Annotated in this window: 15 protein-coding genes; 10 read left to right on the top strand and 5 right to left on the bottom strand. The window is 47.4% G+C overall.

Annotation, left to right across the window (positions count from 1 at the left end; all coding sequences use genetic code 11):
* Window positions 1–5 precede the first annotated feature (5 nt).
* From OC443_RS12085 to OC443_RS12075, 3 genes are read left to right on the top strand one after another with little or no spacing between them, the layout of a single operon-like run.
* Window positions 6–971, top strand: coding sequence for an ABC transporter substrate-binding protein (locus OC443_RS12085; protein ID WP_073579854.1), 966 nt, complete (start codon window positions 6–8; stop codon window positions 969–971).
* Window positions 972–1,026: 55 nt separating this feature from the next.
* Window positions 1,027–1,962, top strand: coding sequence for an ABC transporter permease (locus OC443_RS12080; RefSeq protein ID WP_073579853.1), 936 nt, complete (start codon window positions 1,027–1,029; stop codon window positions 1,960–1,962).
* A complete protein-coding gene (locus tag OC443_RS12075; RefSeq protein WP_073579852.1) occupies window positions 1,959–2,753 on the top strand; it encodes an ABC transporter ATP-binding protein in 795 nt (264 codons plus the stop codon). Before OC443_RS12080 ends, OC443_RS12075 begins: the two co-directional genes overlap by 4 nt.
* A 77-nt stretch (window positions 2,754–2,830) precedes the next feature.
* Here the strand turns inward: OC443_RS12075 and dusC are convergent, their stop codons facing one another.
* The gene (gene dusC / locus OC443_RS12070; protein ID WP_073579877.1) at window positions 2,831–3,781 is read right to left on the bottom strand and encodes a tRNA dihydrouridine(16) synthase DusC; all 951 of its coding nucleotides are present in this window, start codon (window positions 3,779–3,781) and stop codon (window positions 2,831–2,833) included.
* Between the two features lie 138 nt (window positions 3,782–3,919).
* On the opposite strand from dusC, the gene OC443_RS12065 reads away from it, so the two are divergent.
* The 4 genes from OC443_RS12065 (at window position 3,920) to serS (ending at window position 8,102) form a co-directional block, all read left to right on the top strand.
* On the top strand, window positions 3,920–4,531 hold the full coding sequence (locus tag OC443_RS12065) for a YecA family protein (RefSeq protein WP_073579851.1): 612 nt from the start codon (window positions 3,920–3,922) through the stop codon (window positions 4,529–4,531).
* 150 nt (window positions 4,532–4,681) lie between these two features.
* Window positions 4,682–5,275 (top strand): outer membrane lipoprotein chaperone LolA, encoded by a 594-nt coding sequence (gene lolA, locus OC443_RS12060; protein ID WP_073579850.1) that lies wholly within the window; start codon window positions 4,682–4,684, stop codon window positions 5,273–5,275.
* Window positions 5,276–5,286: 11 nt separating this feature from the next.
* On the top strand, window positions 5,287–6,636 hold the full coding sequence (locus OC443_RS12055) for a replication-associated recombination protein A (RefSeq protein ID WP_073579849.1): 1,350 nt from the start codon (window positions 5,287–5,289) through the stop codon (window positions 6,634–6,636).
* A 158-nt stretch (window positions 6,637–6,794) separates the two neighbouring features.
* The gene (gene serS / locus OC443_RS12050; protein WP_073579848.1) at window positions 6,795–8,102 is read left to right on the top strand and encodes a serine--tRNA ligase; all 1,308 of its coding nucleotides are present in this window, start codon (window positions 6,795–6,797) and stop codon (window positions 8,100–8,102) included.
* A 172-nt stretch (window positions 8,103–8,274) separates the two neighbouring features.
* On the opposite strand, the gene OC443_RS12045 is transcribed toward serS, so the two are convergent.
* The 3 genes from OC443_RS12045 to OC443_RS12035 all read right to left on the bottom strand — a co-directional run bounded on the left by OC443_RS12045 (window position 8,275) and on the right by OC443_RS12035 (window position 11,437).
* A complete protein-coding gene (locus OC443_RS12045) occupies window positions 8,275–9,777 on the bottom strand; it encodes a tripartite tricarboxylate transporter permease (protein WP_073579847.1) in 1,503 nt (500 codons plus the stop codon).
* 6 nt (window positions 9,778–9,783) lie between these two features.
* Window positions 9,784–10,275: a tripartite tricarboxylate transporter TctB family protein gene (locus tag OC443_RS12040; protein WP_073579876.1), complete on the bottom strand. Its 492-nt coding sequence runs from the start codon at window positions 10,273–10,275 to the stop codon at window positions 9,784–9,786.
* A gap of 154 nt (window positions 10,276–10,429) precedes the next feature.
* Window positions 10,430–11,437, bottom strand: a complete 1,008-nt coding sequence (locus tag OC443_RS12035; protein WP_073579846.1) for a tripartite tricarboxylate transporter substrate binding protein — start codon at window positions 11,435–11,437, stop codon at window positions 10,430–10,432.
* 436 nt (window positions 11,438–11,873) lie between these two features.
* Here OC443_RS12035 and OC443_RS12030 point away from each other — a divergent pair, with 436 nt between their 5' ends.
* Both OC443_RS12030 and OC443_RS12025 read left to right on the top strand, forming a co-directional pair.
* Window positions 11,874–15,359 carry a S41 family peptidase gene (locus OC443_RS12030; RefSeq protein ID WP_073579845.1) on the top strand — a complete coding sequence of 1,162 codons (3,486 nt, stop codon included), beginning with the start codon at window positions 11,874–11,876 and terminating at the stop codon, window positions 15,357–15,359.
* Window positions 15,360–15,511: 152 nt separating this feature from the next.
* On the top strand, window positions 15,512–16,576 hold the full coding sequence (locus OC443_RS12025) for an FAD:protein FMN transferase (protein WP_143169204.1): 1,065 nt from the start codon (window positions 15,512–15,514) through the stop codon (window positions 16,574–16,576).
* Between the two features lie 44 nt (window positions 16,577–16,620).
* Here OC443_RS12025 and OC443_RS12020 read toward each other — a convergent pair whose 3' ends face one another.
* Window positions 16,621–16,857: a PQ-loop repeat-containing protein gene (locus tag OC443_RS12020; RefSeq protein WP_073579844.1), complete on the bottom strand. Its 237-nt coding sequence runs from the start codon at window positions 16,855–16,857 to the stop codon at window positions 16,621–16,623.
* Window positions 16,858–17,071: 214 nt separating this feature from the next.
* Here OC443_RS12020 and OC443_RS12015 point away from each other — a divergent pair, with 214 nt between their 5' ends.
* Window positions 17,072–18,442 (top strand): sigma-54 interaction domain-containing protein, encoded by a 1,371-nt coding sequence (locus OC443_RS12015; protein WP_073579843.1) that lies wholly within the window; start codon window positions 17,072–17,074, stop codon window positions 18,440–18,442.
* Window positions 18,443–18,602: the final 160 nt, after the last annotated feature.

Raw genomic sequence — 18,602 nt, 5'->3', positions numbered from 1 at the left:
TTAAGATGAAAGCAGGAAAAATAATTGCGACTGCTGTACTGGCAGGCGCTTCTTTACTTTCCTCAACGGGTCTGATGGCAAAAACCGCCAAAGTCGCTGTTTCTCAGATTGTTGAACACCCGGCACTTGATGCAACCCGTCAGGGATTGCTGGACGGTTTGAAAGCAAAAGGCTTTGAGCCCGGTAAAAATTTAGAGTTTGAATACAAAACAGCACAGGGAAACCCTGCGATTGCGGTACAAATCGCCCGTCAGTTTGTTGGTGAAAATCCGGATGTACTGGTTGGCATCGCAACACCAACGGCACAGGCTCTGGTTTCTGCAACACGCTCAATTCCGGTTGTATTTACGGCGGTGACAGATCCTGTTGGCGCAAAGCTGGTTAAGACAATGGAAAAACCCGGTAAAAATGTCACAGGGCTTTCTGATTTATCTCCGGTCAAACAGCACGTTGAGCTGATTAAAGAATTGATGCCAAATGTGAAATCAATTGGTGTGGTTTATAATCCTGGTGAAGCAAACGCCGTCAGCCTGATGGAGTTGCTGAAAAAAAGTGCGAAAGAGCAGGGTTTAAAAGTGGTTGAAGCGACGGCATTAAAAAGTGCGGATGTTCAGTCTGCCACTCAAACGATTGCTGCCCGTTCAGATATTATTTATGCCTTAATCGATAATACCGTTGCCAGCGCCATTGAAGGTATGATTGTGGCGGCGAATCAGGCTAAAACGCCGGTTTTCGGTGCTGCAACGTCTTATGTTCAGAGAGGGGCAATAGCCAGCCTTGGGTTTGATTATTATCAGATAGGTGTCCAGACCGCTGATTATGTAGCTGACATTTTAAATGGTAAAACACCGGGTTCTTTAGATGTCAAAGTCGCAAAAGGCTCTGATTTGGTTGTGAATAAAACCGCAGCGGATAAATTAGGCTTCACGATTCCTCAGTCTGTTCTCGACAGAGCAACAAGTATTAAGTAACACATTTTCAGGGTTGATTGTATCAACCCTGATTTTAAGCAGAAAGGGAGTAGATATGTCTGCTTTTGCTTTTTTTGGTGCACTGGAAATCGGGCTGATTTATGGCTTGGTCGCTTTGGGTGTTTATTTAACTTTCCGTGTACTCGATTTTCCTGATTTAAGTGTGGATGGCAGTTTCCCAATGGGGGCTGCAGTGGCTGCAACGGCAATCGTTGCAGGTATTAATCCGTGGATTGCGACGTGTCTGGCAATTATTGCCGGGGCAATGACTGGCTGGGTGACTGCATTTTTAACAGTGCGTTGTGGTATTTTGAATCTTTTAGCTTCAATTTTAACTATGATCGCTGCATTTTCTATCAATATACGCATCATGGGCAGACCCAATATTGCCCTGATTGGTGAAGATACAATTCTGACGCCTTTTGAATCTTTAGGCGATTCGATGTACATCCGTCCTTTGGTTGTGGGTGTACTTGTCCTGTTCTCTGCGTGGTTTGTCGTCCGGTTACTCAATAGTGATTTCGGACTTGGCTTGCGGGCTACCGGTGTCAATGCCCGGATGGTGGCTGCTCAGGGAGCCAGCACCGCATTTTATACCTATTTTGGTCTGGCGCTCTCCAACGGTTTTGTCGGATTTGCCGGTGCGTTGTTTGCGCAGACAAACAGCTTTGCGGATGTGACTTCCGGGGTTGGAACGATCGTGGTAGGTCTGGCCGCTGTGATTCTGGGACAAACCCTGATTCCGGGACGCAGAATATGGGTTGCGGTTTTGGCGGTTATTCTTGGATCGGTGCTGTATCGTCTTGCTGTTGCATTTGCCCTGAGCTCCGGCATGTTCGGATTACAGGCCTCCGATTTGAACCTGGTTACCGCGATTCTTGTTGCCATTGCGCTGATTATGCCGCGCATGAAAAAGAATATGAAAAAGAAAAATTCACCGGTTGATAAATCCGGTGCAGGTGATAAGCGTAAGACCGGAGGTGAAGCATGATTCAGCTGGAAAATATTCAGGTGACTTTTAACCCCGGAACGATTCTGGAAAACCGTGCATTGCGTGGTGTGGATCTGACGGTGCCAGAGCATCAGTTTTTGACTGTGATCGGCTCAAATGGTGCCGGAAAATCAACGCTGTTGGGTGCAGTGACCGGGGAAACGCCAATGGTTGGCGGACAGGTTGTGATTGACGAAACAGATGTTACCCGTCGTACGGTGGATGAACGTGCCAGCTTTTGTGCCCGGGTATTTCAGGACCCGCTGGCCGGTACTTGTGGTGCGTTGACCATTGAAGAGAATATGGCTCTGGCCTACATGCGTGGAAGAAGGCGGGGCTGGACACATGCGTTGTCTTCTAAGCGGCGTAAGTTATTTCAGGAACGTATCAGTATTCTGGGACTGGGGCTGGAAGATCGTCTGGGAGACAGTATCGGTCTGTTATCTGGCGGGCAGCGTCAGGCCGTCAGTCTGGTGATGGCAACGCTCTCCGACAGTAAGCTGTTATTACTTGATGAACATACCGCAGCGCTGGATCCGCGAATGGCGGCGTTTATCATTGATTTGACGAAGCGGATAGTGAATGAGTTTAATCTGACTGTCATGATGGTGACGCACTCGATGAAAGATGCACTGGCTTGCGGAGACCGTACGGTCATGCTGCATCAGGGTAAAATCGTACTGGATGTTGCCGGTGAACAAAGACAAAACATGGATGTGCCTGACTTACTGGATATGTTTACCAAAGTTCGTGGTGAAGCGCTGTCGGATGATAGCTTATTACTGAGTTAATGATTTGAAACTCATTGGAATCCCCGGTTCTGTGTCATTGGCAAACCGGGGATATTTTTATCTCTTTCAGAAACAATTCATGAATCTGCCTGTTCCTGACTTCGGGCGATGACGTCCACAATTGGCCCGACTTCAGTCAGTGTTCTGATTTCTCTGAATAAGTCATTCGCTTCGGGATAAGATTGTTTCAGGAAGCAAAACCACTGTTTGATTCGGTTAGGGAAGTATTTCCCTTTGTCTCCTCTGACTTCATAGCCGGAATATTTGACTAACAGTCCGAGCACCTCTTTCCAGTGCATCGGCTGATGGTTATGTTTAATCATATTTCCCAGATTTGGCGTATTCAGTGCGCCGCGGCAGATCATCAGATCATTGACACCGGTTACTTGTCTGCAACGTTGTGCGTCGTGAAAATTCCAGATTTCACCATTCGCAATCAGCGGTATGTTTGATCGGCGACGAATCTGATCAATATATTCCCACTTGATTTCACTGGCTTTATAGCCGCCGGTTTTTGTTCTGGCATGAACGGTTAATTCACTGGCACCTGCCCGTTCTACGGCATCTACAATCGAAAAACAATCATCCGGGTTTTCCAGCCCGAGGCGGATTTTAGCTGAAACAGGAATATGAGAAGGTACAGCTTCACGGCAGGCTTTTACGATTCGGTAAATTTCTTCCGGGTAGGCAAGCAGAGCAGCACCCCCTTTGCTTTTATTGACCAGTTTGGCCGGGCAGCCGAAATTGAGATCAATTCCGTGCGCTCCCAGTTCAGCCGCACGGAATGCATTCTCTGCCATCCATTCAGGGTGTTGACCTAAAAGCTGGACATTTACCGGCACGCCGGAACGTGTTTTTGAGCCGTGATGGAGTTCGGGACATAACCGGTAAAAGACGTGTTTTGGTAACAGTTGCTCAACGACACGCACAAACTCTGTCACACACAGATCATAATCGTTGATTTCGGTCAGGAGCTCCCGCATTAAATAATCTAAAACGCCCTCCATCGGGCCAAGTACGACTCGCATAAAATTCATGTTCTCAATTTCAGGACGCGAGATTGTAGTCCGGGTTGATTAAAATGTCACTCTAATGCTTCAGGGAAGTGTCATCCTTCTGCCGTTCCGCGTATAATGATCGGCTGAATGAATCTTGAATAAAGCCGCATGAGTTACCAATTATTAGACATCGCCGGTTTACCGGCTTCCGAATCCGTATTATTTATTGAAGGTGCCATGCTGGCAGCTAATATGACCTGTCACCCTTTACCACCAGAGACCTGGCATCCCTTGCTGTTCGGTTCACTGGATGATCATGCAGAAAAGCTGATTCTTACCCATTATCAAAGTCAATATGATGTTTTGGCGCAGCCTGAGCATGCGTTTTATGCCATGTTTGCACAGTTTTCAACTGAAGAGATAGCCGATTTTGCTGAAGGGTTTATGACGGTCTGGCCGTTGATAGAAGCAGGCTGGCTGGAAGCCTCCGTATCAGACGGCACTCATCGAATGCTACAGGGGTTACTGACAACATGGATGCTGGTAATTGATGAAGAGCAGACGCATCAGCAAATGCGTCAGGCCGGATTGACCGAATTGCCGTCGTACGATGAGATGGTGCCGAATTTGCCTTGGATGATTCAGGAAGTCTTCGCCTCCGCTGATGCGGTTTTAACCGGAGGTCAGGGCAACCGGTTAAATCCTTATAAGACGGTAAGCCGGAATGATCCCTGTCCCTGCGGAAGCGGGAAAAAATTTAAGCATTGCTGCCTGAACTGAGCTGTGGCGGCGGAGTCTCAGAAAATGAGAGAAACAGACTTTTCAGACATGGCTCTGACAAACAAACAGACAAAATAGTTATATCTGAATTTCTGGAACTGGATTGAATTTGAGTCGCACTGAAGCGACAGGCTGGAGTATTGATTATTTATGAAAAAATTTTTTGCATTGCTCATGTGCAGTTTTATGGTGTATGCCGCTCCTAAGGATGAATTAAGTGCAAGGCTGTCTTTGAGCGACGGATTTTCGGCGCATTTTTCTCAGAAAGTTCTTGGCCCTGAGGGGGATGTCGTGTCGCAGGGAAAAGGGACGGTTGATATTGCCCGGCCAAGCCTGTTTCGCTGGGAAACGACCTCTCCGGACGAAAATTTACTGGTCTCTGATGGTCAAACTGTCTGGTATTACACACCATTCGTTGAGCAGGTCACTGTTTATAATCAGAAACAGGCGACAGAACAAACGCCTTTTGTGCTGTTGACCCGGAATAAGAAAGCGGACTGGGACCAGTATCAGGTGACTCAGAAAGGTGATGAATTTACGCTGATTCCTGTCGCGCAAAACCAGCAAGGTAAGTTTCATATCCGAATTGATGCAAAAGGTGTTGTGAAAGGGTTTGATGTGATAGAACAGGATGGTCAGCGCAGTTTATTTACCTTTAATCAAATTCAGCTGAAACGGCCGTCAGAGACTAAATTTAAATTTAGTATTCCTGATGGGGTTGAAGTTGATGATCAGCGACAATAAAGCTAATTCACGTGGATAACTACAGTTTAGATTTTGCCGGGGACGAAGACTTTCGTCCCCTTGCCGCCAGAATGCGGCCGCAAAAGATAGAAAATTATATTGGACAGCAGCATATCCTGGGTCCGGGGAAACCATTACGGCGTGCTTTGGAAAGCGGGCATTTACACTCCATGATTTTATGGGGACCGCCGGGTACGGGAAAAACCACACTGGCGGAACTGGCTGCAAATTATGCCAGTGCCAAAGTAGAAAGGGTGTCGGCCGTCACTTCCGGCGTCAAAGACATCCGGGCAGCCATCGAGCGGGCCAGAGAAAATAAACTGGCGGGTTTCAGAACGATTCTGTTTGTAGATGAGGTCCACCGGTTCAATAAATCCCAGCAGGACGCTTTTCTGCCGCATATCGAAGACGGTACGGTCACATTCATCGGGGCCACTACTGAGAATCCCTCCTTTGAGTTAAATAATGCATTGTTATCCCGGGCAAGGGTATACAAACTCAGTACGCTGACTGCAGAAGACATTGCGAAGGCGCTGACTCAGGCAGTTGAAGATGAATCCTGCGGGATGGGAAATGTGCCGGCAGATTTCAGAGAGGACTCGTTACTTCGTCTGGCTGAGCTGGTGCAGGGCGATGCGAGAATGGCGTTGAATTATCTTGAGCTGTTGTATGATATGGCTGAAGAGAATGAAGCGGGCGAAAAAATCATCAATCTGGCACTGCTGGCTGAGGTTGCCGGAGAGAAAGTTGCCCGTTTTGATAATCAGGGTGATATCTGGTATGACCTGATATCGGCCGTCCATAAGTCAATCCGGGGTTCAAACCCGGATGGCGCGCTTTACTGGGCGGCAAGAATGATCAGTGCCGGTTGTGACCCTTTGTATATTGCGCGGCGCTTACTGGCTATTGCATCGGAAGATATTGGCAATGCTGACCCGCGGGCGATGCAGGTTGCTTTATCCGCATGGGACTGCTTTGCCCGTGTCGGTCCGGCTGAAGGGGAGCGGGCAATCGCACAGGCGATTGTTTATCTGGCCTGTGCTCCTAAGAGTAATGCGGTTTATACGGCCTGGAAGCAGGCATTGAATGATGCGGCATCGACGCCGGAATTAGAGGTGCCGCCACATTTAAGAAATGCTCCGACTAAACTAATGAAAGATCTTGGGTACGGTCAGGGTTACCGTTACGCACATAACGAGCCGGGCGCCTATGCCGCAGGCGAAGCGTATTTCCCGCCAGAGATGGCCGGAACGCGCTATTACTACCCGACGGAAAGAGGGTTGGAAGCCAAAATTAAGGATAAGTTGGATTACCTGTCAGACTTAGATGCAAAAAGCTCACAAAAGCGCTATGAAAAGTAATGAGTTTTCGTTATCTTCTGTAGTCTGGCTTTGACTGGTCAGGGCTCACAGTTTGTGCAGCTGACCAGATACTCAGATTAAAAAAGAATAATTCGTCTGTTTTTCTTTGAAAATGTCTTAGAAAAATTTTTTACAACAAAACAAGCATAGGATTAGCAATGCTGGATTCTAAATTACTTCGTGCCGAGCTGGATGAGACAGCGGCAAAACTGGCGCGTCGGGGATTTAACCTCGATGTAGATACGATTCGTCAACTTGAAGAGCAACGTAAGTCGATTCAGGTAGAAGTTGAAAATTTACAATCCACACGCAACTCCATTTCCAAGCAAATTGGTCAGAAAATGGCCGCTGGTGATAAAGAGGGTGCTGACGCGATCAAGCTGCAAATCGGTTCTCTTGGCAGTGATCTGGATAAGAAAAAAATTGAACTGGCTGAAGTGCTGGAAAAGCTGGAAACGCTCGCTTTATCAGTGCCGAATATTCCGGATGACTCAGTGCCTGATGGTAAAGATGAAAACGATAATGTTGAAATTTCCCGCTGGGGCGAGCCTGGAACGTACGATTTTGACATTAAAGATCACGTTGATTTAGGTGAGCTGAGTGACGGGCTGGATTTTGCTTCTGCAACCAAACTGACCGGTGCACGTTTTATCGTGATGAAAGGTCAGTTTGCCAGACTGCATCGTGCAATTGCCCAGTTTATGCTGGATTTGCATACACAGCAGCATGGTTATACTGAAATGTATGTCCCTTATCTGGTGAATGCAGACAGCTTGTATGGCACAGGCCAGTTACCTAAATTTGGTCAGGATTTATTTCATACTGAACCGCTGACTGAAAAAGTGAATGATGAAGAGCCCCGTAAGCTGTCATTGATTCCGACTGCTGAAGTTCCGCTGACAAACATCGTCCGTGACACGATTGTTGACGAGGCTGATTTGCCTTTGAAAATGACGGCTCATACACCATGTTTTCGCTCTGAAGCCGGTTCATATGGCCGGGATACCCGCGGTTTGATTCGTATGCACCAGTTTGACAAAGTGGAACTGGTGCATATTTCCCGCCCGGAAGATTCAATGGAAGCGCTGGAAGCGTTGACCGGACATGCAGAGAAAGTACTGCAGATGCTGGAATTACCTTATCGTAAGGTCGTGTTGTGTGCTGGAGACATGGGTTTTGGTGCCCGTAAAACATATGATTTGGAAGTTTGGGTACCGGCACAGGAGACTTACCGCGAAATTTCTTCCTGCTCAAATATGTGGGATTTTCAGGCGCGCCGGATGCAGGCCCGTTTCCGCCGTAAAGGTGAGAAGAAACCCGAGCTGTTACATACACTGAATGGTTCTGGTCTTGCGGTTGGCCGGACGATGGTTGCGATCATGGAAAACTTCCAGCAGGCCGATGGCCGCATCGCTGTGCCATATGTATTACAAAAATACATGGGTGGTCTGACACATATCGGTTAAGTCAAAATCTTAAGATGATTGTGAATAAAAAACCAGATGATGATACATCTGGTTTTTTTATGCCCGCTTATATACCCAAACAACCTGAAGATGCAGGGTTCAGTGAGATTTGTCTGGCTTTGAGACAAGGCACTGATTTGAAGACATAGTCATTCTACGTTGAAAAGAACTGTTAACTGCCAGATTTATTGAGTTGCCGGAATTTTTTCCAGAGTGGCGTTTGTGAGATGATAATAAATATGATGGCACCAAGCAGCAGACATGAAACCGGACTGCTGACAATACCATTCAGAAGACTGCTCAGACTATCCTGCTCAATTAACATCGCCCGACGCCAGTTTTGGTCCATCAGATCACTAAGGATGACACCAAGAATGACAGGCGCAACCGGGTACTGATAAATCCGCATGAAATAACCGATAATGCCAAATCCAAGCATCCACCAGACATCTGCCAGTGCATTGTTAATCGCATATGCACCAACCACAGACAAAATCATAATCAGCGGTACCAGAATCCCTTTCGGACAGGTCACCAGTTTGCTGAAGACTTTGATGCCCGTCAGACCGAATATCAGTACAAATATATTTGCCAGTGTCAGGTTACCGACTGTAAACCAGAACATGTCCGGATTATCGTTCAGCAATAACGGCCCGGGATTCAGGCCATGGATAAACAAAGCACCAATAAAGACCGCCGTGACCGCATCGCCGGGAATGCCGAGTGTCAGCATCGGAATATAAGCACCACCCACGGCGGCATTATTGGCGGATTCCGGAGCGATAAGACCTTCTTTAGCGCCTTTACCGAAGGGGACTTCCGGTTTTTTTGTACTGCGTTTGGCATAGTCATAAGCCATCAGTGAGGCAATATCACCTCCGGTACCGGGCAGTGCACCAACAATGACACCCAGGATGGAGGATTTGATACTCAGTGGCAGATATTTTTTTATCTCGCTCAGGCTCGGGATAATTTTATCCAGTATCTGTTTGACGGCGGGTTTATCCATGAAATGTAACTGGATAAGCACCTCAGACAGGCCAAACATACCAATCATGACCGCGACCGGATTGATACCATCCCACAATTCAACAATTCCGAAAGTCAGGCGTTCTTCTGCGGTCATCGGATCCATACCGACCGTACCCAGCAGAATACCCAGTGCACCGGTGAATAAACCTTTTGAAAACTGTCCCTGTGACATTGAACTAATCAGCATGATACCGAGGATACCAATCATAAAGTAATCACGGGGCTGCAGTTTTATCGCGATCTCACTGATGGCCGGTGCGGCAAAAGAAAGAATGATAATTCCGACAAATCCGCCAATCACAGACATCACCGTAGAGAGACCAATTGCCCGCCCGGCTTCTCCTTTTTGCGCCAGCGGGAAACCATCAAATGCGGTGGCAATTGCAGAAGGCGCGCCGGGAATGTTAAGTAATATCGCGGTTCTGGACCCTCCATAGACACCGCCCATATAAACGCCAACCATCAGACACAGGGCATGATCCAGCTCCCAGGAGAAGGTAAAAGAAATCAGAATAGAGACCGCCATCGTGACTGATAGTCCCGGAATCGCACCGATATAAATACCGAGAAAGGTTCCCAGAGCGGTGAGTGCCAGTTGTTCTGCTGAAATCCATGAAGTGAAGAACAGATGAAGTGCTTCCATGATCGATTATACCCCGATACCAGTGAGTTGGGTCAGCCATTCACTTTCTGGCAGAATGACCTGGAAGATACCTCTGAAAATCAGATAGATAATGGCCAGAGAGACAATGGTAATAAAAAGTGTTTTGAGCCAGTTCTTGCTGTAAAACAATCTGATCGTCACCAGCAGAAAAATAAAACTGGCCGGCAAAAAGCCAATTTCGCTGAGTGCGAAGGCAAAAATAACGACGGCAAGCATCATGATCATCACCTGCCGGGGCAATACCCTTCTCCAGAATGAAAGCACTGGCAGTGTCGGTGAACTCATCCGGCAGCCCCGGACGAAAGAAAAGACGGAAGAAAGCAGCATAATCAGCGATGCAAGCACCGGAAAGAATCCGGGGGAACTCCATGATGTGAACCCTGAAATCAGGGATGACTGGTAAACTAAAAACAGACTGATAATCACTAATAGCCCATTGAACACCAGCTCTCCCGGTCTTCTGGTCCTGGTTGTCATGATTGATGTTTCCTTATAAATGAGCTGATAAAAACATCTGACATGGTGATGATGATTCATCGCCATGTCAGTGAGCATCATTAAAAATAGTTTTTGTGATAAATCACTATTGTGACTTATCACGGCAGACCCGGAAAGAGTCTGCTTGTGTTTGCTAGTCTGAGATTCGGGGAATATTGAATTTTTCCGGGGAAAACTTCGCGCCGCCCGCTTTGTAGATTGTCCATGAACCGACAGAACGGAATCTGTCTAAATATTTGATGGCTTCCTGGCTGCTGAGCCCCAGATATTCATAGCCTTTGCTGTCAAGCATCCGGCGAAAGCTATCCTGTCTGGCCGCGCTGTTAAAGGCATCAGATAATTTTGCGACGACGTTTGGCGGGGTGCCTTTTTTGACGAACACACCAAAGAAAGCACTATAGGGTAATTGGCTGGCCAGTTCAGGAAAATAAGTGGTTGCGGGCTGAACATCAGGCAGCTGAGAATTCGGTTGTTTATCCATTAAGCCAATGACTTTCATTTTCCCGGCACGAATATACTCTCTGGCCGGACCGTAAGTGGTTGGCATGACATCAATCGCTTTACTCAGGAGTGCAGTCAGCGCCTGACCATCACCATTATAAGGCACTGAGGTGACTTCAAAATGCTGGTTTGTTTTCAGGATGGAAAGTAAGATTGATGGTAATCCGGCCGGACCGGTTGAGCCAACTTTGACTGATCCGGGATGTGTTTTTGCGTAATCCACAAACTCTTTTAAATTGTTATACGGGGCATCAGTTCTTGCTACAAAAACGGAAATACCCTGAGCCAGTAAAGACACCGGAATCATATCGCTGTAATCTGTTTTAGATAATCCGAGAACCTTATATATCTGCGGGTTTTCTGCGCCCATCAGTAATGTGTATCCATCGGCTTTTTTTGCATTTACATACTTTGTGGCTAAAGCGCCTCCGGCTCCGGGACGATTGATCATAATGATGTCGGCATCCAGTTTTTTCTCTGCTGCCGGTGTCACTGTCCTCATGACACTATCTGTGGAACCACCCGCACCCCACATAATGATTCCCTGGATATTTTTTGCCGGAAACTCTCCGGCTGTTGCGGTACAACAGATTGCGACAGACAAAGTGGCAAGCAGACTTTTCAATAATTTCCCGTACATAAACCCGTCCTGATTGAATTAATTTATTGTCTAACGCCTGTGCGGCATAAAGACTTAGTTTTATGTAAATAAATGTACCAGCGAGCTAGTACATTTTCTACTGTTAATTTCTGAATCTCATCACAACGATGCATTTTTACTGCAACAGACCCTGAGCTATATCAGTCTGAATTAAGTGTTCAGATGCAATGCGTGTGTATGAATTGGCGTTTTCCGGGAGCAATACCTTGATTTCTATGTCATAAAATGTATAAAACATATTGCAATTCTTTCATGTATTACATCAGCGACACATGTCTTCAGTCTGGATCATCCGTTTGATCTCCGGTGAATACTCATCTGATTCGTTGATCGCTTTATCTGAAGAAATGATTGTGCACAGAAAATAGTTGTTCGTTATAAACAACGACTCGTTGTGAATTCCGGGAGAAATAAAATGCAATGGAGATGTTATTGTTTAACATTACTGGCTGGGGTAAGTCTGGGTTCGATGGCTCAGACGGGTGGTTCTCACATGGGATATTACCGGCAACCGGCCTTACATGGAAATACACTGATTTTTGTCTCAGAAGGTGATCTGTGGGCCACACAGACAGACCAGAAAGTCGCCCACAGATTAACCTCCCGGCGTGGGCTGGAAGATAATGTCATTATCTCACAGGATGGTCAGCAGGTTGCTTTTGCGGCTAACTATGACGGTGCTTATGAAGCCTATGTGATGCCGGTTGATGGTGGCATCCCACGGCGTGTGACCTTTGAACAGACTGATGTCCGGCTGCAGGAATGGACAAAGAATGGTCATATTCTTTATGCGACGAACCATACTGTCGGGCCGCTGGGAACCTGGCAGTTAAAAGAAGTCGATCCGGCTAATCTCAAAACTCAGAACCTGCCGCTTTATAACGCCAATCAGGGAACGATCGATGAGGCAGGTCATTATCTTTATTTTACCCGGTTTGGTACCGGAGTCAGTGGCGATAAGCTCCGGGCATACCGGGGTGGGGCGCAGGGACAAATCTGGCGTTATGAGCTGGGCAGCCAGAAAGAAGCACAGCTGTTAACACCGGCTGGTAGTGGTTCTGACAGCTCTCCGATGTTTTATCAAGGCAAAGTGTATTATTTATCTGATAAAAGCGGGAACCCGAATTTGTGGTCAATGAATCCGGATGGGTCAGAGAAAACGCAGCTGACCACTTATACCCGCTGGCCGGTCAGAACCCCTGATTTGAGTGATGGCAAAATTGTGTTCCAGCTTGGGGCAGATCTGGTTCTTTATACAATTGCCGATCAATCCGTTCAAAGTTCTGAGCAAGCGACTCAAAGTGCTGAAAAACCCGCCCAGGCCAGTGACAGCGAGGCCCGGACGCAAATTCTTCCGCTTCAGCTGGTATCTGATCAGCCTTATCGCCAGTCTCGCTGGATCAAAAATCCCCTTGATTATGAGAGCAGCACCACTTTAACGCCTGATGGCAAACGGGTTGTGATTACCGCCCGGGGAAAAGTTGCGGTTGCGACGACCGATGGTACCCGGTTGATTGAGATTCAAACACCGGCCCACAGCCGGGTGAAGTTCGCCAGAATGAGTCAGGATAAGAAGTGGGTTTATGCGGTTTGTGATGCTTCCGGGGAAGAGCAAATCTGGCGTTTTGCGGCTGATGGGACGAATGATATGAAGCAAATTACCCATCAGGGGCATTCAATTCGCTGGAGTTTGAGTGAGTCTCCGGATGGTAAGCATTTGCTCACAGATGATAAAGACGGCCATCTCTGGCTGGTGGATGCTGCATCAGGTGAAATGAAACAAATTCTTGATCACGGGCCGGTGAACGATGCATTTGGGACCTATCGCTGGTCTGATGACAGCCGCTATCTTGCGGTTGGCACTGAGCCGGATAATGCGGATCGGTCAACGGTTATTTTGTATGACCTGCAAACCGGCCACTCGCAGCATCTCACATCGGGGAAATACAATTCATTTTCGCCGGATTTCAGCCCGGACGGTAAATGGCTTTATTTCTTATCTGACCGGCATTTCAAAGCGATTTCGTCTTCTCCGTGGCGGGACAGAACTTCGGCACCTGTTTTTTCCAGTCAGACCGGCATCTTTGCTTTTGCGCTGGATGAACAGGCTGATTTCCCTTTCCAGCCCGTCAATGAGCTGATGAATAAACCAGAAGCGGATGCAGATACGTCAAAGGATGAACCTGAGAAACAAGCGAAGGATGTGCCTGACACAGAAAAAACGTCCGGGTCTGAATCTGTAATAACGGCCGCTGATCAGGCAGGTACTGAAACAGAGAATGATAAAGCTACTGAACAAAAGCCAGAAGCGGTTGCTCAGCCAAAACCAGAGGATGCGCCGGGCTGGGATACGATAGCAAAACGACTTTGGCAGGTGCCGGTTGCCGAAGGCAATTATGACCAGCTCAGAGTAGGTAAACAGGGTCTGTATGTGCTTCGTGAAGGAAATTCAGGCGGCTACCAGCTGAAATCCATTCGTTACGCGCACCGGAATGTCAGTGTAAATACGGTTTCCGGAGGCATCAGCCGTTATGCGCTCTCTCAGGATCGTGAACAGCTGTTCATTGTCTGGGATAGTGATGGGTATGTGGTTCCGGCTGGTTCATCTTTACCCGGAAGAATGAGTCAGTACCGGATCAATGCAAATCAATGGCACATGCAGGTTAATCCGGTGGATGAATGGTTGCAGATGTTCCACAGTGCATGGCTGATGCACCGGGATATGTTTTATGACCCATCGATGCGGGGTGTTGACTGGAAACAGGTTAAAACCTGGCTGGAACCTTTGGTCGCCAGAGTATCAGACCGCTATGAGCTGAGCGATTTACTCGGACAGATGACCAGTCAGCTCAACGCATTGCATTCTCAGGTGAGCTATGGCGAAGATACGCCCGGGGCTACTGATACGGCAGAAGCGGCAAGCCTGGGCGCAGCACTCAGACAAACCGCTCAGGGGGTTGTGGTAGAACATATTTATCAGACGGATCCTGAAGTCCCTGAGATGGCCTCACCACTGGCGAAACCAGGGGTTGATGCGGAAAACGGCGATCTGATTCTTGAAATCAATAAACGTCCGGTTGCTTCACTGGCTGATGTCAGTCAGTTATTGCGGAACCAGTCTGATCAGCAGGTGCTGCTGACACTGAGCCGGGCAGGAGAGAAACATCAGGTGATTGTCTATCCTGTCGGTTCATGGCAAAGCCGGACTTTTGCCTGGCAGGACTGGGCAGAGAAAAACCAACAACGGGTCAGAGAGGAAAGTCATCACCAGATCGGATATATCTATTTACATGCGATGATCAAGAAAGACGTAGATACCTTTGTCCGCGAATTTTATGCCAATATCGATAAACAGGGACTGATTATCGATGTCAGGAACAATCAGGGGGGTAATATCGATTCATGGATTCTCGACAAATTAATGCGGCGGGCATGGATGTACTGGAAACCAAGGCATGGCGGTACTTATACCAACATGCAGCAGGCATTTCGTGGTCATATCGCTGTACTGGCGAATCAGATGACCTACTCTGACGGGGAAACCTTTACCGCCGGGGTGAAGGCTTTGGGACTGGGACCTGTGATTGGTATGAGGACATTTGGTGCCGGCGTCTGGCTGGATGACAGCAATAAGCTTACGGACTGGGGGAAAGCTCGGGTGGCAGAGTATCCGCAGTATTCAATGGATGGCGAATGGTTAATTGAACAGCATGGTGTTACTCCGACCATTGAAGTCGATAATCTGCCTTATGCGACTTATCAGGGTCATGATGCCCAGCTGCAAAAAGCGCTTGAGTATTTGAAAGAGAAAATTACCGAGTCCCCGGTGGCACCTTTAAATCCGGTAATGAAAGCCGGTCAGACACCGCAGGCGGGTGATATACACCAGCCGGTTCGCTGAATCGCGCGCGAGTTCTGTAAACCTGTCTCAGATAAGAGCCGGTATATCCGGCTCTTATTTTTTCCCTGAATCCGGAGAATAAACTACTGAACCTGACCGGCTTTATTGGTAGACTTTGCCCCAACTTCGATCCCCGGAAAGGTTATTCTGAAATGATGAAAATACTGAATATCAGTCTGAAGCCATACTGGCTTGCTGTGATTGTACTTCCCTTTTTTTTGCTCATCAGTGGTTGTAGTGAGCCACCCAAAATCGAAAAAGTTTCCGGGTATGCACAGGGCACGACCTATCATATTAGCTGGTGGTCGGAAAAACCGGTGCCGACAGAGACGATCAGCGGCCAGTTTGACCAGATGCTGGCAGTGATTGATAAAGAACTTTCGACTTACCGGCCGGACTCATTTATTTCGCGCTGGAATCACAACCCATCCACAGACTGGCAACCAGCTTCGGCAGATTTTATCCATTTGCTTTCCGTTGCGAAGATGATTCATCACAAGACGAATGGGTGTTATGACCCGACCATCGGTCCATTATTTGCGTTGTGGGGATTTAAAAAAGATGTGTTACAGGTGCCTGAACAGCAAAAGATAGCCGCGGTTCAGGCCGGAATCGGTATTGATAAAGTCGAGATTAATGATGATGGGTTGCGGATCCGTAAAACATTGCCGGGCTTGCAGCTGGACTTTTCTTCCATGGGTGAGGGCTACACGATTGGCAAATTAAGTCAGATACTGGAAATGAATGGCATCACAAACTATCTGGTGGAATTTGGTGGTGATATGAAAATCCGGGGTCATAAACCTGAAGGTCAGAAATGGCGTATCGCCATTGAACGTCCGATTCCCTCGAAAGACAAACGGGTACCTTATCAGATTGTTGTGATAGAAGATGAAAATGGTGTCACGCTCGATACATCAGGGACTTATCACCATTCATTTGATGCAGACGGAAAAGCGTATTCTCATATTCTGGACCCGCGTACCGGTGCGCCGGTAACACATGATTTGGTTTCTGCTTCGGTATTCGGTCAGGTTTCTGAGGTGAGTGATGCATGGGCGACAGCTATGTTGTGTCTGGGGCCGGAAGCCGGGCGGGAAATTGCGGATAAAGAAAATCTGCCGGTTTTCTTTATACAGTCTCAGCAGGACAAGCTGGTGGCTTCCCAAAGTAAGGCACTGGCAGCCTCAAAACGGGTGCAACTGGTTCAGCAATAGCTGAAACCAGTGTTTCATTTGCAATCAACCTGAATCATGCCGCTTCAGGTTGTTTGTGGGCAGAGTCTGCTCTTTGCCAGATAACAGATATTCACACCCGCAATGAAACCGTTGGTCAGTATGACCGGCCATGAATCAATCATGATGCCGTATCCGGTAAAAAGTAAGCAACCCACACAATTCACAATGCGTAATCTGGTGATGTCTTTCATGGTAAATGAAAGTGCGACCAGCATGGATGCAATATAGCCAAATATTTCAGTCAAACTCATTTCAGGCATAAATCTCCTCCAGTTTTCCGGCGGACTATATCAGCTTAAGTTTTGTGACGGAACCCTCAGTTTTCTGTTTGGTGAAGGGTAACGATAACGCAAACGATTTGTCAGGCATGAATCATCGTTTACGGGGGCTGTGCTAACATACTCCGGTTTTCTGTCATCTTTAGCTGAACGATTCCAGTGATGACAGATTGAATTTTGTTATGAGGAATCAGACATGTCGTCAACTATTCCGGAATTTACGGATGCCATTTTAGAAAGTATTTCTGATGGTGTTTTTACCGTCGATCATCATTGGTGTATCAGCTTTTTTAACCGGGCAGCAGAAGAAATTACAGGGATTCGCCGCGAAGAAGCACTGGGAAAACCCTGCTCTGAGGTATTCAAATCCAGTATGTGTGAACGTGAATGTGCACTCAGACATACCCTTCAGAATGACACGCCGATTGTGAATCAGTCCTGCTATATCATTGATGCAGAAGGAGAACGAATTCCTGTTTCTGTTTCAACTGCGGTGCTGAAAAATGCCGGCGGGCAAATTATTGGTGGTGCAGAAACATTCAGGGATCTGAGTGAAGTCGAAGCCTTAAGAAATGCACTGGAGGGGAAATGTCAGGCGGGTGAATTTGTCAGTTGTAGCCCGGTGATGCGTCAGTTGTTTGAGTTATTGCCGGCAATTGCAGCCAGTGACAGTACCGTTTCAGTTTATGGGGAAACCGGTACCGGCAAAGAGCTGCTGGCGAAAGCGATTCATGAGATGGGCGCGCGTAAAGATAAGCCTTTTGTCGCGATCAACTGCGGTGCCTTACCTGATAGTTTGCTTGAATCTGAGCTATTCGGATATAAGAAAGGTGCATTTACCGGAGCAACACATGACAAACCGGGCCGCTTTGCTTTAGCAAAAGATGGCACCTTATTTCTGGATGAAATTGGTGAAATCAGCCCGGCACTCCAGGTCAGGTTGCTGCGGGTGTTACAAGAGCATGAATATGAACCGCTGGGGTCAGTACATGCGGAGAAAAACCGGGCCAGAATTATTGTCGCAACACACCGTAATTTATCGCAGATGGTTGCTGATGGTGAATTCAGACAGGATTTATTTTACCGGATTCAGGTTGTTGGTCTGAAATTACCGGCGTTACGTGAGCGAAAAGAAGATATTCCGCTGCTGATTGATCAGTTTATTCATCATTTTAATCGTCTCCAGAAGCGTTCAATTCAGGGAATCAGCGCAGAAGCAGAGTCGGTTTTAATCGCGCATGACTGGCCGGGGAATGTTCGTGAACTGGAAAATGTGATTGAGCGGGCATTTGTTCTGTGTGCCGGGGAGCAGATTGGCCTGTCACATTTACCGGATGAATTCTGTGACGACAGTGAGCCTGTGGGTGTCCGTGAGGAAGTGGCTCTGATTCGTCAGTCCGCAGAAAAAAAGGCAATCGAATCGGCTTTAAAACACAATCATTATAACCGGGCTGCCACAGCCCGTGAGCTGGGAATCCATAAAACGACCCTTTACCGGAAAATGAAGGTACTTAAGATTCCTTTTCCGGCTCAGAACGGAAGACACCGGATGACTAATGAATCATGAATTTCGGTTCACTGTGGTTATACCCAAGCAACCTGAACCCTGCATCTTCAGGTTGTTTGGGTATATACCTGAGTTTTGAATCGTCTTAAAAAAGCAATTATCTGCACCTATTATCGTTGCGTTTTTGCAACGATAATGGCGCCGAATATTGACTCACTTC

This window comes from Vibrio quintilis (assembly GCF_024529975.1).
In the GTDB taxonomy this organism is placed as follows: domain Bacteria; phylum Pseudomonadota; class Gammaproteobacteria; order Enterobacterales; family Vibrionaceae; genus Vibrio; species Vibrio quintilis.
Note: the sequence above shows the minus strand (reverse complement) of the source record. Positions and strands in the feature narration are given on the sequence as shown.

Bases quoted from the DNA above. Each gene is read 5' to 3' on its own strand.
- OC443_RS12085 (WP_073579854.1), top strand. From the start codon at position 6: ATGAAAGCAGGAAAAATAATTGCGACTGCTGTACTGGCAGGCGCTTCT.
- OC443_RS12080 (WP_073579853.1), top strand. From the start codon at position 1,027: ATGTCTGCTTTTGCTTTTTTTGGTGCACTGGAAATCGGGCTGATTTAT.
- OC443_RS12075 (WP_073579852.1), top strand. From the start codon at position 1,959: ATGATTCAGCTGGAAAATATTCAGGTGACTTTTAACCCCGGAACGATT.
- dusC (WP_073579877.1), bottom strand. From the start codon at position 3,781: ATGCGAGTCGTACTTGGCCCGATGGAGGGCGTTTTAGATTATTTAATG.
- OC443_RS12065 (WP_073579851.1), top strand. From the start codon at position 3,920: ATGAGTTACCAATTATTAGACATCGCCGGTTTACCGGCTTCCGAATCC.
- lolA (WP_073579850.1), top strand. From the start codon at position 4,682: ATGAAAAAATTTTTTGCATTGCTCATGTGCAGTTTTATGGTGTATGCC.
- serS (WP_073579848.1), top strand. From the start codon at position 6,795: ATGCTGGATTCTAAATTACTTCGTGCCGAGCTGGATGAGACAGCGGCA.
- OC443_RS12045 (WP_073579847.1), bottom strand. From the start codon at position 9,777: ATGGAAGCACTTCATCTGTTCTTCACTTCATGGATTTCAGCAGAACAA.
- OC443_RS12040 (WP_073579876.1), bottom strand. From the start codon at position 10,275: ATGACAACCAGGACCAGAAGACCGGGAGAGCTGGTGTTCAATGGGCTA.
- OC443_RS12035 (WP_073579846.1), bottom strand. From the start codon at position 11,437: ATGTACGGGAAATTATTGAAAAGTCTGCTTGCCACTTTGTCTGTCGCA.
- OC443_RS12030 (WP_073579845.1), top strand. From the start codon at position 11,874: ATGCAATGGAGATGTTATTGTTTAACATTACTGGCTGGGGTAAGTCTG.
- OC443_RS12025 (WP_143169204.1), top strand. From the start codon at position 15,512: ATGATGAAAATACTGAATATCAGTCTGAAGCCATACTGGCTTGCTGTG.
- OC443_RS12020 (WP_073579844.1), bottom strand. From the start codon at position 16,857: ATGCCTGAAATGAGTTTGACTGAAATATTTGGCTATATTGCATCCATG.
- OC443_RS12015 (WP_073579843.1), top strand. From the start codon at position 17,072: ATGTCGTCAACTATTCCGGAATTTACGGATGCCATTTTAGAAAGTATT.